This window comes from Cerasibacillus sp. JNUCC 74, assembly GCF_053667775.1.
Genome location: NZ_CM132207.1, coordinates 2,450,482 through 2,464,296 on the forward strand (window position 1 = coordinate 2,450,482; position 13,815 = coordinate 2,464,296).

16 protein-coding genes and 1 other annotated feature are annotated in these 13,815 nt (G+C 36.4%); all 16 genes read right to left on the reverse strand.

Annotation, left to right across the window (positions count from 1 at the left end; all coding sequences use genetic code 11):
- Positions 1 to 87: 87 nt before the first annotated feature.
- The 16 genes from JNUCC74_RS10960 to mreC all read right to left on the reverse strand — a co-directional run bounded on the left by JNUCC74_RS10960 (position 88) and on the right by mreC (position 13,815).
- Positions 88 to 819, reverse strand: a complete 732-nt coding sequence (locus JNUCC74_RS10960; protein ID WP_454065371.1) for a YebC/PmpR family DNA-binding transcriptional regulator — start codon at positions 817 to 819, stop codon at positions 88 to 90.
- Positions 820 to 1,038: 219 nt separating this feature from the next.
- Complete coding sequence (locus tag JNUCC74_RS10965) at positions 1,039 to 1,575, reverse strand: YhcN/YlaJ family sporulation lipoprotein (RefSeq protein ID WP_454065372.1); 537 nt, start codon at positions 1,573 to 1,575, stop codon at positions 1,039 to 1,041.
- A 70-nt stretch (positions 1,576 to 1,645) separates the two neighbouring features.
- Positions 1,646 to 2,389 (reverse strand): NAD(+) synthase, encoded by a 744-nt coding sequence (nadE, locus tag JNUCC74_RS10970; protein WP_454065373.1) that lies wholly within the window; start codon positions 2,387 to 2,389, stop codon positions 1,646 to 1,648.
- 290 nt (positions 2,390 to 2,679) lie between these two features.
- A complete protein-coding gene (gene safA, locus JNUCC74_RS10975) occupies positions 2,680 to 3,636 on the reverse strand; it encodes a SafA/ExsA family spore coat assembly protein (protein WP_454065374.1) in 957 nt (318 codons plus the stop codon).
- Between the two features lie 443 nt (positions 3,637 to 4,079).
- Positions 4,080 to 4,937, reverse strand: coding sequence for a prephenate dehydratase (pheA, locus tag JNUCC74_RS10980; protein ID WP_454065375.1), 858 nt, complete (start codon positions 4,935 to 4,937; stop codon positions 4,080 to 4,082).
- A 151-nt stretch (positions 4,938 to 5,088) separates the two neighbouring features.
- Positions 5,089 to 6,372, reverse strand: coding sequence for a GTPase ObgE (gene obgE, locus JNUCC74_RS10985; protein ID WP_454065376.1), 1,284 nt, complete (start codon positions 6,370 to 6,372; stop codon positions 5,089 to 5,091).
- A gap of 4 nt (positions 6,373 to 6,376) precedes the next feature.
- On the reverse strand, positions 6,377 to 6,916 hold the full coding sequence (locus JNUCC74_RS10990; RefSeq protein ID WP_454065377.1) for a Spo0B domain-containing protein: 540 nt from the start codon (positions 6,914 to 6,916) through the stop codon (positions 6,377 to 6,379).
- A 284-nt stretch (positions 6,917 to 7,200) separates the two neighbouring features.
- Entirely contained in the window at positions 7,201 to 7,491 is a 291-nt protein-coding gene (gene rpmA / locus JNUCC74_RS10995) for a 50S ribosomal protein L27 (protein ID WP_077321124.1), read from the reverse strand.
- 14 nt (positions 7,492 to 7,505) lie between these two features.
- Positions 7,506 to 7,835, reverse strand: a complete 330-nt coding sequence (locus JNUCC74_RS11000) for a ribosomal-processing cysteine protease Prp (RefSeq protein WP_454065378.1) — start codon at positions 7,833 to 7,835, stop codon at positions 7,506 to 7,508.
- Positions 7,836 to 7,846: 11 nt separating this feature from the next.
- Entirely contained in the window at positions 7,847 to 8,155 is a 309-nt protein-coding gene (rplU, locus tag JNUCC74_RS11005) for a 50S ribosomal protein L21 (protein WP_077321128.1), read from the reverse strand.
- Positions 8,156 to 8,170: 15 nt separating this feature from the next.
- Positions 8,171 to 8,244 (reverse strand) — a sequence feature (ribosomal protein L21 leader region).
- A 579-nt stretch (positions 8,245 to 8,823) separates the two neighbouring features.
- Positions 8,824 to 9,687, reverse strand: a complete 864-nt coding sequence (locus tag JNUCC74_RS11010) for a M50 family metallopeptidase (protein WP_454067882.1) — start codon at positions 9,685 to 9,687, stop codon at positions 8,824 to 8,826.
- Positions 9,677 to 10,444 (reverse strand): peptidoglycan DD-metalloendopeptidase family protein, encoded by a 768-nt coding sequence (locus JNUCC74_RS11015; RefSeq protein WP_454065379.1) that lies wholly within the window; start codon positions 10,442 to 10,444, stop codon positions 9,677 to 9,679. Before JNUCC74_RS11015 ends, JNUCC74_RS11010 begins: the two co-directional genes overlap by 11 nt.
- A 387-nt stretch (positions 10,445 to 10,831) precedes the next feature.
- Positions 10,832 to 11,632 carry a septum site-determining protein MinD gene (gene minD / locus JNUCC74_RS11020; protein ID WP_454065380.1) on the reverse strand — a complete coding sequence of 267 codons (801 nt, stop codon included), beginning with the start codon at positions 11,630 to 11,632 and terminating at the stop codon, positions 10,832 to 10,834.
- Positions 11,625 to 12,314, reverse strand: coding sequence for a septum site-determining protein MinC (gene minC, locus JNUCC74_RS11025; RefSeq protein ID WP_454065381.1), 690 nt, complete (start codon positions 12,312 to 12,314; stop codon positions 11,625 to 11,627). Before minC ends, minD begins: the two co-directional genes overlap by 8 nt.
- 77 nt (positions 12,315 to 12,391) lie before the next feature.
- Positions 12,392 to 12,931 carry a rod shape-determining protein MreD gene (gene mreD, locus JNUCC74_RS11030; protein WP_454065382.1) on the reverse strand — a complete coding sequence of 180 codons (540 nt, stop codon included), beginning with the start codon at positions 12,929 to 12,931 and terminating at the stop codon, positions 12,392 to 12,394.
- Positions 12,931 to 13,815, reverse strand: a complete 885-nt coding sequence (gene mreC, locus JNUCC74_RS11035) for a rod shape-determining protein MreC (protein ID WP_077321136.1) — start codon at positions 13,813 to 13,815, stop codon at positions 12,931 to 12,933. The genes mreD and mreC overlap by 1 nt, the downstream gene beginning before the upstream one ends.

Here is a 13,815-nt window from a genome sequence, read left to right on the forward strand (position 1 = left end):
TCCTTTGCCTCATTCATTTATTTTATCATAAGTAGTCATAAATGAATAAACTTCTATTTCTTCGTAAAGAAATAGAAGTTAAGAGCATTAATCCGTCAACTCAAGATTATGATGTATGTCTTGTACATCTTCATTTTCTTCTAGTGTTTCAATTAATTTTAACATTTTTTCTACATCGTTCTCTGATACAGTAGTCGTTGTTTGTGGTATTAGTGTGATCTCTGAGTCGGCAATCTCGTAACCTGCTGATTTTAAGTGGTCAACAACTGCTGCTAATTCTTCAGGAGCAGTGAATATTTCATAAGCACCGTCTTGAGGCTGAATATCTTCGGCACCTGCTTCTAGTGCTTCCAAAGTTAATTCATCTTCATCTATGGTATGATTTTCATCGGTTATTACAATATAGCCGCGCCGATCAAACATAAAGGAGACACTACCATTTTCTCCTAAGTTCCCATTGTTTTTCTTAAATGCATGCCGAATATCCGCTGCAGTTCTATTTTTATTATCTGTTAATACGTGAACGATAACAGCTACACCACCAGGACCGTATCCTTCATAGGTAAGCTCTTCATAGCTAACGCCATCTAGTGTCCCTATTGCCTTCTTAATTGCTCTATCTATATTATCATTTGGCATATTATCTGCCTTTGCTTTTTCAACAGCTAAACGAAGGCTCGGATTTGTTGTCATATCACCGCCTCCCTGCTTAGCAGCAGTATAAATGTCTTTTGCATGGCGCATAAAGATTTTTCCTTTTTTTGCGTCTTGTGCATTTTTCCTTCTTTGAATATTTTTCCATTTAGAATGACCAGCCATGAGGACATTCTCCTCTCTAGAAATTTCCTTTATTACTATATCAAAAAAAGTCTAATTCTTAAAGAGTTAGTGCATAGAAGTGCTTTAAAGTAATCGGACACGTAAAACTTTAGACAAAAATTCAGGTAATTTATGTGTGGTTGGCATTTCATGAAGGATGTGTTTGAAATGCCATATTTCATTATCAGAAAATTATATTTAATTTTAAAACATACTGTCTTACGGAGTGAGAAATTCCTCCAATTTTTCGCCGTTATATTTTGGCTTCAATCTGTTGTCTAAATTTTTCATTTTATTCCAATGTTCTTCATCGGTATAGACTATTATTTCTTTATTCGAATTTGGAACAAGTTTCTTAACCTCTTGCTTAATTTCATTCCCAATGTCCTGTCTTACATCATCTTTTAACATGACACCTACGATAATTCGGTCTTCCGTTGCTGCCACTTGTGCTTGTACAATTTGTGTTTTATTTTTTAATGCACGGGTTATCATTTCAGCTTCTTCATTTGTAAAAGGGTCAGAGTAACCAGTTTTAAAATTGGCATCCGTTCCTTTTTTCTGTTCACGTTGTGGATATTCCTTTTTATCGTTTTCCGCAAGGGTACCTAGACGCTCTCTTTTCTCTTGATCTGTTTCATAATGAATCGGTTGCGTAGACTGCTGATTGTCATTTTCAGCTTTGTCTGTTGGCTCATTTGTACAAGCTGTTGCTGCGCCAAGCATAAGAATGATGAATCCTAATTTTATCCGCATAAATAATACCTCCCTTTATGAATAGTTTGGATAAGAGAGGTATTTTTACACAGTAAATATAAGGCAATTTTTAATTTTTTCGTGAAAAATGCGGTAATGCTTCTCGCTTATGAGCAGAACGTTTATGCATCGCTTCAATTTTTTCTTGATCTTCTTTTGGTATAGCTTTTCCTTTCAAGTAAGCATCTATTGTTGCATAGCTTATACCCATTTCTTGCTCATCACTTTGCCCTTCCCAAAGATCTGCACTAGGCTGTTTAGTTCTAACAGATGATGGTATATCTAAATACGCTGCCATTTTTCTTACTTCTCCCTTTGTAAATTCCACAATTGGTAAGATATCAACACCGCCATCACCATATTTTGTAAAATAGCCTGTATACCATTCAGCAGCATTATCTGTACCGACAACAAGATAATTATAATTTGTTGCTATCGTATATAAAGTACTCATTCGTAGCCTTGCACGTAAGTTGGCTTGTGCTAATTGTGTATTTTGTTCCTCGTATACATGTTTATTTTCTAATTCGGTTTTAATCATTTGATACATGCTAGCATGTACTTCTGTTAAGTCAATCGTCATATAATCAATACCCGTTGCATCAGCAACAGCTTTCGCATCTTGCATCGTTGCATCACTCGTATTAATCGGCATAATAACACCTAGTGAATGATCAGGACATGCTCGTTTGATTAAAGCAGCAACAACTGCAGAATCAATCCCCCCACTAATACCTACCATTAATCCATTTACACCTGTTTTTTCCACTTGGGTTTGTAACCAACTAACGATTTCATCTACTTCTTGTTTCATGCTATCGCTCCTCATCTCAGTTAGTAGTTTTTTCCACAGTAATTACATGATTAAAATTTCGTTAAATGGCGATTTTTTATTAATATTTATTTTAACATTAAATACTAGAAATTGAAAAATGGTTGTCCGAGATCAATATTAAAATAGGATAAAGGGAAGCTGCTTTTTCATGATTTTGTCAAGGTCCGTCAGAGTTCTCCAGTTTGTACGTCGCTAAATAAACGTTACGCTTTTGTTCTTTATAAGTGATAGAAAAAGAGACGAGGATCATTTCGTCTCTTTTCAACAACCTATTCACTTTCTTGTTCATTATCTGATTGTTGCTCACTATTTGAATGAGACGAGGATGTAAAGCCAGGTGGCATTGGATAGGTTGCCCCATAAGCAAATGGTGGATACATATGGGTTGGTGTTTGCCACTCATATCCAACCGGTTGTGCAGAAGCTTCTTCTTCTTGGCTACGATACATTGACGGTGAACCCCAATGCATCGTGTCATCACACCCGCAGTCATCGTCCCAATCCATCATACTACCATGATAATCGACATGAGAACCATAGTCATGGTGGTGCTCATAATGATGGTCATGCGACCCGTGATGCATATGGTGATGGTGATGGTGATGTCCATGATGATCGTAATGCGGCATTGGATACATTCCTACACTATGACATGGTAAAGGCGCCATCATTTGAAAAGGAATCTGCGGGTAACAAGGGTCCATTACATAGCAGCATAGCGGCACCATAGGTACGTGTGGCATTGGCATTGGTTTCGGCATTGGTTTCTCCTTAACCTTTTCTTTTTTTGGCTTTTCCTTTTTGACATGCTTCACTTTATGCTCGGGTTTTGCTGGCATTTGCGGAAAATTAATTGTTGTGTAGTTTTGAAATTCCTGCTCCATCACTGGCATCTGCATAATGGGTTGAACAGGCATTGCCGGCATAGATGGCATTGGCATTTTTTGTTTTGGCATTTTTGGTTTTTTCTTGTCATCTTCTTTAATCACTGGCATCGGCTTTGTTTTCATTTCTTTATACGGGTGCATCGGCTTTTCTTTCGGTTTCATTTGTTGTTTTTGCTTCACAGCTTTTGATGAACCTGGTATTTTAATTTTCATTCCCGGCATAATCATATCTGGACTAGAAATTTGGCTATTCAATTGCTTTAGTTCTTCAAAATCCACACCATATTGTTGAGCTATTTCCCACATAGTGTCCCCTTTTTGTACAATGTGTATCTTCAAAATTAATCAAACTCCTCTCTTGTCATATCTGGGCTAATTTCTCTATACCAACATATGCAAGGATAGAATAAATGTTGATTAATTTAAGTCCACAGCCAAGCTATATAAACGGAATAGCTGTTATATTTCTTTTTGACGTTTATTTACAATACTTAACGTGCATGTCAAAAAGATAAAAAAGCCTAAGGTCAACTAAGACCACAACGTGGAGAAAGAAGGACAGTTTTTCTGCATGCGTGTGTTCCTACTAAAGCTTTCCCTGTTCACTCGGATCGTTTTTTCTCATAATATTGTCAAAGTTAGTACAAGATGTTTGAAAAGAGAGGTACGGCCCTTACTGGGGTTATATATGTTAACTTCGTTGGATAACTTCAAGCTAAAAATTTTTTACAGATTCTCACCAAATCCGCTATGTTTTTTGCACCAATCTGTTTAACATTCTCTTAAAGCTTATCTAATTGATAGACGGGATACGTTCCAAGGATTGTAACCTGACATCCTAATGCTTCTAATTCCCCTTTCACCCCGGGAAATAGAACATCATCATAAGGTTGATCTACATCCACAATAAAAAAATAATTGCCTAATCCTGTTTTCATTGGTCGTGATTCAATTTTTGATAGGTTCATTTTTCTCCAAGCAAAGGCAGATAACACTTGGTGAAGTGCTCCAGCAAAGTCACTTGGAAGTGTAATCAGTAAAGTTGTTTTTTCAGATTGTACAGGATGATTTATGTTCACACACTCTTTATTCTTACTCAACACGACAAATCGTGTGTGGTTATTTGGAAAATCGTGAATATTTTTTCGTATCATCTTCAGTTCATATAAATGTGCAGCCAACTGATTACCAATCGCTGCAATCGGTCCTTTTTGTTCACTAATCATTTCTGCTGCTTTTCCGGTTGATGATGAATAATGAATGGAAGCGTTCGGTAAATACTGATGTATAAATTGATGACATTGGGCGATAGCATGGCTATGAGAATGGACCTCCTTAATATCAACCAATTCACCTGAGAATTCTGGATGAACTAAAAGATGTTGCTGGATTGGTACAACAATTTCTGCCATGATGGGCAACCGCACTTGGTGGACTAAATAATCGACAGTTAATTGTACAGTCCCCTCAATCGCATTTTCCAGCGGCACAACACCAATATCTATTTTTTCTGCTTCTACAGCATCAATACACTCCGGTATGGTAGCAAAACTGTGCTTTCTATCTCCGTTAAATGCTTTATCTACTGCTAACTTTGTAAATGTTCCTTTTGGCCCTAAATAGCCAATCGTTGTTGCCACTGCTATATCCCCCTTATTTTTTTAATCATTATCTGAAGTATGAATTTTCTTACAACATATAGTTCGAGTAGCTAAACCGCTTGGAAACGAACCAAGACGATTTGCTACCCCATGTTAACTGACGCTTTTTTATTTAAATAATCCTTAACCGCTAATCCATAAATTCAAACTCAAAATCTAAAATCCGCACTGTGTCCCCATCTTTTGCACCGCGTTTCCGCAGCGCTTCATCTACACCCATTCTTCTAAGCTGACGAGCAAAGCGCTGCACGGCTTGGTCATGATTAAAGTCAGTCATCTTAAACAGCTTTTCTAATTTTTGACCTGTTAACACATAAGCTCCATCATCATCTCTAGTAATCGTAAATGGTGTCTCTTCTTTATGGTATCGGTAAATTACTTTTTCTTTTTCCTCTGTATCTTCGTCGATCGCCCCTTTTGGAATTTCCTCAAGCTTATCCGCAATAGCAAATAATATATCGCGAAGCCCTTCCTTTGTTAGCGCGGATATTTCATATATTGGGTATTTACCTTGCAATTTTTCTTTGAACTTCGTAATATTCTCTTTTGCGCTCGGCATATCCATCTTGTTGGCTGCAATGATTTGCGGACGTTTCATTAACTTTTCATCATACTTCTCTAACTCCTGATTTATTTTCACAAAATCTTCATAAGGGTCTCTGCCTTCCATAGCTGCCATATCAATCACATGAACAAGTACCCTTGTTCTTTCCACATGGCGTAAAAACTGATAGCCTAATCCAATGCCTTCATGAGCGCCTTCAATTAACCCAGGTAAATCTGCCATTACAAAACTGCGCTGATCATTTGTGTCCACAACTCCAAGATTTGGCGTAAGCGTTGTGAAATGATAATCCGCAATTTTTGGTTTAGCAGCACTCACAACCGATAGAAAAGTTGACTTTCCAACACTAGGGAAACCGATTAATCCGACATCAGCAATTAATTTTAGTTCTACCTTAACCATTCGCTCCTGTCCCGGTTCGCCATTTTCTGCAATATCTGGAGCAGGATTTCTCGGTGTTGCAAAACGAGTATTACCTCTACCGCCACGTCCGCCTTTTGCGATAACCGCTTGCTGACCATGCGTTGTCAAATCAGCAATTACTTCATTCGTGTCTTCATCTATGACAGTAGTTCCCGGCGGTACAGAAACGATTAATGGACTAGCATTTTTTCCATGTTGATTTTTACTCATGCCATTTTCTCCACGTTTTCCTTTAAAATGACGATTATATCGAAAATCCATTAGCGTATTCAATCCTTCATCTACTTGAAAGATAACGTCAGCACCGTTACCGCCATCTCCACCAGCTGGTCCTCCTTTAGGAACATATTTCTCACGGCGGTAAGCAACTAACCCATTACCGCCATCTCCTCCTTTAACATAGACACTAACCTGATCTATAAACATACATTCACCTCTTTTCATCACAAGGAACTAGAAAGGAACATGCTATACTGTCTGCCTCATTTATTAAGGATATGGAAAAAGGAAAGCTTGTTCTTTCAAGCTGTGTTTTTAGCTGTTGCTTATTTTCCAAACCATAAACAGCTAAATAAAACCTCAGCATGTGATGTATTTCATTACTTACTTTCAGTTGAATATTTACCAGAACATCTTCATCTTTTATATCTTGAATAAGTCGCATCAGTTGTTTACATTGATTTGTTATGTGTATATCTGAACGAGCAATGGAGCTTTTTTCTGTATGTATATCGTATTCTAATCGTAAATCTTCATACATGTATGGAAATTCAAGCACCCATATAAAAAATTCAACTGCTTGTAAGTACATTAATTTACGTTCTTCGTCATACGAACAAATTATCTCTGTTACCTTTTCTTCTACTTTGTTGATGTTTCCCATGGAAGCATAACCATGAATAATTTGTAAGTGATTCAATAAATCATGCCGGTAATGTTGAATAAGTTGAACAACATCTTCCGCTTTCATATAACGTCCTCCCACCATGTCAAAAAGTATAACAGAAAAACTCCAAAAGTTCATTCATCATCTGCTGGAAGAAAACGTTCCATCAAGGAATTAATTATATTTATTCTAAAAAATTGAAAGATTTTTTTAAAAAACTGTGTTCGCGCTAAGCTTTTGAGCACAACGAAAAATTTCTTCATCATACTAAGCGTAACACCTAATTTTCATAACATGGAATGGGTTTTTACGCTAAATTCTTCATGTGTAAAAAACTCCAGCCAACATGTGGCTGGAGTTTTTATTCCTTATGCTTCTTTTGCAACAGGGTAAACACTTACTTTTTTGCGATCACGACCGTAACGTTCGAATTTTACAACACCGTCAACTTTTGCATATAGTGTATCATCTCCACCGCGACCAACATTGACACCAGGGTAAATTTTTGTACCACGTTGGCGATAAAGAATAGATCCACCAGTAACAAACTGACCATCAGCTCGCTTGGAACCTAGTCGTTTAGCTTCCGAATCACGACCGTTTTTTGTGCTACCCGCCCCTTTTTTCGTTGCGAAAAATTGAAGATCAAGACGTAGCATAACCATGCACCTCCTTAGTTCGTTTGAATATGAATAAACTCATTATATTCTTGTTCAATAGAAGTTAGTGAGACTAGCATCCCTTCAAATAACAATTGTACCTGCCCCATCTTTTGCTTGGAGATATAATCTGGTATCGTTACATGAAGATAACCACCATCACCGGCTTGCTCAATAACAAGATCTACTTCACATAGAGTCATAACTGCATTTACACAACCGATTGAAACGGCAGATACTCCAGCACATACTAAATCGTATCCATACGGACCACTTCCAGCATGTCCTGAAAGTTCAAATGCTTTAATTTGTCCACCTTCACGAAATACAGTTACTTGAATCATAGGCTAATCCTTTAAGCATTAATTTTCTCAATAACTAACTTTGTATAAGGTTGACGATGACCTTGTTTACGATGATAGTTCTTTTTTGGTTTATATTTGAAAACAGTCACTTTCTTTTGACGTCCATGTTTAGCAATTTTTGCAGTTACAGATGCCCCATCAACATAAGGAGCTCCAACTTTCACATCATCTCCACCTACGAAAAGAACTTTCTCAAATGTAACAGCTTCATCTTGGTCTGCAGCAATTTTTTCAACGTAGATTTCTTGTCCTTCTTCTACTTTGATTTGCTTGCCACCTGTTTCAATAATAGCATACATACGTTTTGCACCTCCTATTTTACTCAGACTCGCCATACAGGTACCCACAAACGGGATTTTAAACCTTTTCTGTGCGGTTGTAGCACTGGTGCTACTTTTGAATAACGTATTTATGCTACCATGTATGTTTATAATTTGTCAAGATTGTTGTGTAATATTATTACAATAAAACTTTGGACTAATAGGTAGCACACAGAAAAAAATAGCTCCATTCCCTAAAATTTAACTTTTTTTAGTTTTTAGGAATACGTGAAACTTATCCATTACCGAAAAAGTAAATCTTATTAACTATTAATAACTTTGTTTTATTCATTTAGTTAAAGTTGAACAAAGTGACGCATTACTTTACCTCCCTGGCAGATAGATTTATCAACGATATAGGATTATGACTAAATCCCGTATCTAAGGTTCCGAAGACTCCCATTTCAAAAGTGGTAGAGGTCTAGCGCGGGAGATAACGACATCTAAAAGCCTATTCATTCAGGTCGGCAAAAGACAAAGAAGACCTCGGAAATAGACAATGCATGCAGTAAAGCGCACTTTTCTTTTTTGAAGATATGGAAAGCTACGATTTGGGATACATCGCGCTTTTTCAAGGGCGCTCGAGATAATAGCCTTTCATCTAATTCTCAGCTGTAGGGAATGAAGGAAGCCCTCGGAATAAAGTTTCACTTCATTTTATCTGCTACCTCCCCAATTGTTTGAATATAACCCTTTCTAGAAAAAAAATGGTGCAAACATACAGATTCATGTAAAACTTGAGTTGTATGATTAGGATATTTAATATAGATCGTATGGTTTCTTTCTCGGTAAAAATTTGAAAACACATCCATTAAAGAGTCACTAGCCATAACTTGAATTGGACTCGTTTGTTTTCTAAGCTTATTATGCTTTTCATAACGTTTAAGTAAAAATCGGATAAATGCATACGTTCGCCGTTTCCATTCCATTCTATTTTCCATAAATAAAAAAATAAACAGAAAGAAGGTACTTAATGTAAATGAAAATACTGCGATCTGTAATACAAGCAATAAAAGACATACTACCATGGAAAAGAAAACTGTAAAATAATAGGCTTTTTTGTATGGGATATATTTTGATATAAATAACTGCAATAATTTCCCTCCATCTAAAGGGAAAATAGGTAATAAATTAAATAAAAAGATGACAGTATTATAATAAAAAAGCAAATCCAAAATGGACTGCGAAAATAAATGGGCTTCTGAGACGATGACAATGATAAACTGAAGAATCAAATGCTGAAATGGGCCTGCACAAATAACTAACATTTCTTCATAAATCGGTCTTGTTCCGTGTTCTTCAGTATCCATTACTCCACCAAATATCCATAGCATTATTTTTCGTATTCGCCAGTTAAACTTAACAGCCATTAAATAATGGCCAAGTTCATGAAACAGAACGATAGAGAATAAAATAAACAGTTCTACAAATGTACCAGTAAGAAAAGAAATGATAATAAACAATAGTAGTACCGGATGAAAATGAATTTTTGGGAATAGATTATTCCACATCGTCAACTTGAATCACCTGTACTGGATCGATATATTGGTTGTCCATTTCGATAGAAAAGTAAACGGATTTATTTTCTTCGCTAGGATCAAATTGACCAATTGCTTGATTGGCAGATACATGCTGGTACAAATGAACATCAATATTACTTAGAAAACCATACGTCGTTTGACTATCATCAGGATGTTGCACAATGATTGTCTGCTTCGTTTTTTGATCATTTCCTGCAAAAATAACTACACCTTGTTTTAATGCTGTAACAGCTGTTTTTCCTTCTGGTGTTATTTTTATTCCTGTTCCATTCATTTGGAATGATTCAGACACGCTTCCATTCACCGGCATTGCTTGTTTATCATTTGATTTGACCTCTGAATCACTTTCAGGTAAAAGTGCTAGAGGGCTTCCAAACGTTTCTTGATACCACGCATTAACTTTGGCAAATGGAAATTCCTCTGTCAAGGCATTCGTTAACCAAGCTTTAGGTTCTTCTAACTGAGGTAAATTAATTTGCCAAATAATAGCAATAGATAAAAACAGCAGAACAGAAAGAATTGCTTTCAATAAAAAATTACTTACTACCTTACTTTTCATCGTGCTAGGTGATCCTGAATCATCATAGATAGGCGAATAACCGTGCTTTTCTTCTTCTTGTACAAAAGGAGAAAACATCTGCTGTTGCGCCATTCTGTTTGTTTGAATGCCACGGACTTTTTTTCTTTGTTCAATCGATCGGCGTACCTGCTTAATTCTTTTGCTCATCATCTTCACATTCCTTCTGACGCTTTTGTACAAGTCTATGAAGTAGCTTGAGAATATATGTTAGAAATGAGAAAATCATTTTTTATAAAAACCAGAAGTGATCCAAGTTTGCTCGCAGCTTTAGCGCTTAAGCTAGACAGCAACACTCCTTTTTCAAAAAAATATTCACAATGTAAGCAGTAGATATAATTTCCTAGAATTGAAAAAACTTGGCTTGTCGCCAAGTCTTTATGGTGAAAGCTATCGTTTTTCTTATACGGTAAAGCCTAAAGTTTTAACTTTTCTATAGTGAAATAAAAAATGCAGGGGTTCCCCTACATTTCTACACCGTCAGAAGAATTAGTAGCATTCATTGTGTGAACTATCTAACAGATGCGCACATGCAAATTAAGCTCGTATTCCAAAAAACTCTTTTACCTTTTGCATCATTCCTTTATGAGTATCTAAACTTTGTAAAGGCACCGTTTCCCCTAGTATTCTTCTTGCAATATTACGATAAGCAATCGATGCTTTCGAGCTTGGTTTAAAAGCTACTGGCTCTCCTTTATTAGATGCTTTAATTACCTCGTCATCATCAATGACAATGCCAATTAAGTCAATGGATAAAATTTGCAGTACATCGTCAATATCAAGCATATCTCCATTTTTCATCATATGATTCCGTATACGATTGATAATTAAACGCGGCGGTTCTAACACTTCCTCTTTTTCTAATAACCCAATAATTCGGTCTGCATCCCGGACACTAGATTTCTCTGGTGTTGTAATAACAATTGCTTTATCTGCGCCTGCAATCGCATTTTGAAATCCTTGTTCAATACCTGCAGGACAGTCAATAAGAATATAATCGTATTCTTGTTTGAGTTCTGATATAATTCGTTTCATTCCATCTGTTGTTACAGAAGTCTTATCGCTTGTTTGAGCAGCCGGTAATAATGTTAAATAATCAAATCGTTTATCTTTAATTAATGCCTGCTTTAGCTTACATCTTTCTTCAATTACATCAACAATGTCATAAATAATCCTGTTTTCAAGCCCCATAACGACATCTAGGTTTCTTAAACCAATATCTGTGTCAATTAAACATACTTTTTTCTCCATTAAAGCCAAAGCTGTACCTATATTCGCTGTAGTCGTTGTTTTTCCGACTCCACCTTTTCCAGATGTAATAACGATCGCTTCACCCATTTTGCATTCTCCTTTCGAATCTGTTCATTTCTTTACGCTTTTGTGGAAGAACCTGGAGTCGATCAATAATTATCTTATCTTGCTCTTCATCAACCAGCCCACATTCCATATATACACCATCAGATTCATAATCCGGAGCACGACTTATATAATGTGCAATCCTTAACTGACTAGGGTTCATATAAGATGCTGCTATAAATGCTTGCGTATCCCCGTCGATCCCTGCATGCGCAATACCACGCAAATTTCCCATTATGTAGATATTACCAGTAGCCATTACCTTTCCACCTGGATTCACATCACCAATAAGCAATAGATCACCTGTAACATGAAGGACTTGGCCAGAACGGACAATTCGGTTGACCGCTTTAATTTCACTATTGGCTTGCCATTGGCGAGCTTCCTCTCGCAATACAACATCAGATTCAATAGAATGAATGGTGAAGCGATTTTCATTTGTTATGATCTGTCTTAATTCTGATATTTGCTCTTCTCGCAGATAACGCGTGCCCAATTTCACTCGTACAGCTACAACGGGCTCTGTAGTTGTAGGTTTACTTTCCTTCATTTTATATTTTAACTCCTGCAACGCATGATTTAACGAACAGGAATCATCGATAAATAAAGTTAGTCCATCTTTTGTACCTTTCATAGTGATTAATTGTCTCTTCTCCTGTGCCACACGTTCACCTCATTTTATCCATTAGAAAATTTGGCTAAGCATTGAGAACTGCTCTCTATACATTTAGAAAATCTACCTTATAGCATACTGTCTTTGTTTATTTGCTCTTTTCTCCAATTCATAAGCCTATTAGCAAGAAATGGATATGAAACGAGCAGAAAGAGTAAGTTGGACAATACGGTTGGTAGGAGACGACTAGATAAGTAATCGACCCAAACAGTATCTGTTAATCCAACAACCATATAAATAAGATAAATCATAATATCACTAAGTACTAATCCGCCCGTACCTAATAAAACTGTTACAAAAATATTGCCGTGTAATAGTTTTTTCATACTATGAATGGCGTAAATGGTTAGGGCGTATGAAAACATATATACACCTAATACATCCGTATAAACAATATCAACTAACAAGCCAAATATTAATGCATACATTACTGAAAAGTACGTACTATCATAATCATAAAAAATCGTCAAAAACACAAGAATAACCAATACCCAATGTGGAACAATCAATAGATCTGTTCTTAATAAATTGCTAGGCAGCAACTCCAATGCCACACCTTCAAGAGCAAGGACTAGAAAAAGGATGAGGGGCAAGTATACGCGTTTCATTACTCACCCTCCTTTTCACTTTCTATATTATTCGTTTGAAGAGAACGATCCACAACAATAACATGATTAATCTCATAGATATCTGCGGATGGATCTACTAAAGCAGTTTTTGTCAACCCATATTTGTCTGGAACGACTTCTTTCACTTTCCCAATAGGTAACCCAGCAGGAAAGACACCTCCCATTCCTGATGAAACTACCAATTCGCCTTTTTTAACATCTTTTTTAGACTCTTCAATAATCCGAAAGATCAAATGCTTGCTTTCTTTATCAAACCCTTCAATCATTCCGAAAATATTATTTTTTTCTTCTTCCCGGGAAATCATTCCGGAAATACGATTAAATTGGTCAAACCCAGTAAGTAATTGTACGGTAGCCGTATTTTTAGACGGTGTCATAACCTTGCCGACCATTCCTTCTGGTGTAATGACAGCCATGTTTTCTTTTACACCATCGTCTTTCCCTTTATTAATCGTTATCTGCTCTAACCAACGCTCTGGTGACCTCGAGATAACCGCTGCTTGAATCGGCTTAAAATGCCGTATCGAATCCGACTCTGTAAGCTCCAGTGTATTCCGCAAATCTTCATTTTCCTTTTTAAGCTCTTGAACTTCATAAATAAGTCCTTTATATTCAGCTAATTTTTCTTTTAATATACGATTTTCATTATACGTATCTTTAAAGTCATCTATATTCGTAATGATATTTGTTACAAAATTAATTGGAGCATGAATAATCGTTTGCCCCCAACCAACTGTGTCATTGACAATTTCCTCTACTATTGTCAGGTCCTCCCGATCCCTCAAAGAAAAACCAATTAACGCTACAATTAATATGAAGGCGATTAAAAAGATAAATAATTTCTTTTTTCGTAAAAAAGACAT

Excerpts from the sequence above, each read along its gene's own strand:
- JNUCC74_RS10960 (WP_454065371.1), bottom strand. The coding sequence starts at position 819 with ATGGCTGGTCATTCTAAATGGAAAAATATTCAAAGAAGGAAAAATGCA.
- JNUCC74_RS10965 (WP_454065372.1), bottom strand. The coding sequence starts at position 1,575 with ATGCGGATAAAATTAGGATTCATCATTCTTATGCTTGGCGCAGCAACA.
- nadE (WP_454065373.1), bottom strand. The coding sequence starts at position 2,389 with ATGAAACAAGAAGTAGATGAAATCGTTAGTTGGTTACAAACCCAAGTG.
- obgE (WP_454065376.1), bottom strand. The coding sequence starts at position 6,372 with ATGTTTATAGATCAGGTTAGTGTCTATGTTAAAGGAGGAGATGGCGGT.
- JNUCC74_RS10990 (WP_454065377.1), bottom strand. The coding sequence starts at position 6,916 with ATGAAAGCGGAAGATGTTGTTCAACTTATTCAACATTACCGGCATGAT.
- rpmA (WP_077321124.1), bottom strand. The coding sequence starts at position 7,491 with ATGCTACGTCTTGATCTTCAATTTTTCGCAACGAAAAAAGGGGCGGGT.
- JNUCC74_RS11000 (WP_454065378.1), bottom strand. The coding sequence starts at position 7,835 with ATGATTCAAGTAACTGTATTTCGTGAAGGTGGACAAATTAAAGCATTT.
- rplU (WP_077321128.1), bottom strand. The coding sequence starts at position 8,155 with ATGTATGCTATTATTGAAACAGGTGGCAAGCAAATCAAAGTAGAAGAA.
- JNUCC74_RS11010 (WP_454067882.1), bottom strand. The coding sequence starts at position 9,687 with ATGTGGAATAATCTATTCCCAAAAATTCATTTTCATCCGGTACTACTA.
- JNUCC74_RS11015 (WP_454065379.1), bottom strand. The coding sequence starts at position 10,444 with ATGAGCAAAAGAATTAAGCAGGTACGCCGATCGATTGAACAAAGAAAA.
- minD (WP_454065380.1), bottom strand. The coding sequence starts at position 11,632 with ATGGGTGAAGCGATCGTTATTACATCTGGAAAAGGTGGAGTCGGAAAA.
- mreD (WP_454065382.1), bottom strand. The coding sequence starts at position 12,931 with ATGAAACGCGTATACTTGCCCCTCATCCTTTTTCTAGTCCTTGCTCTT.
- mreC (WP_077321136.1), bottom strand. The coding sequence starts at position 13,815 with ATGTCTTTTTTACGAAAAAAGAAATTATTTATCTTTTTAATCGCCTTC.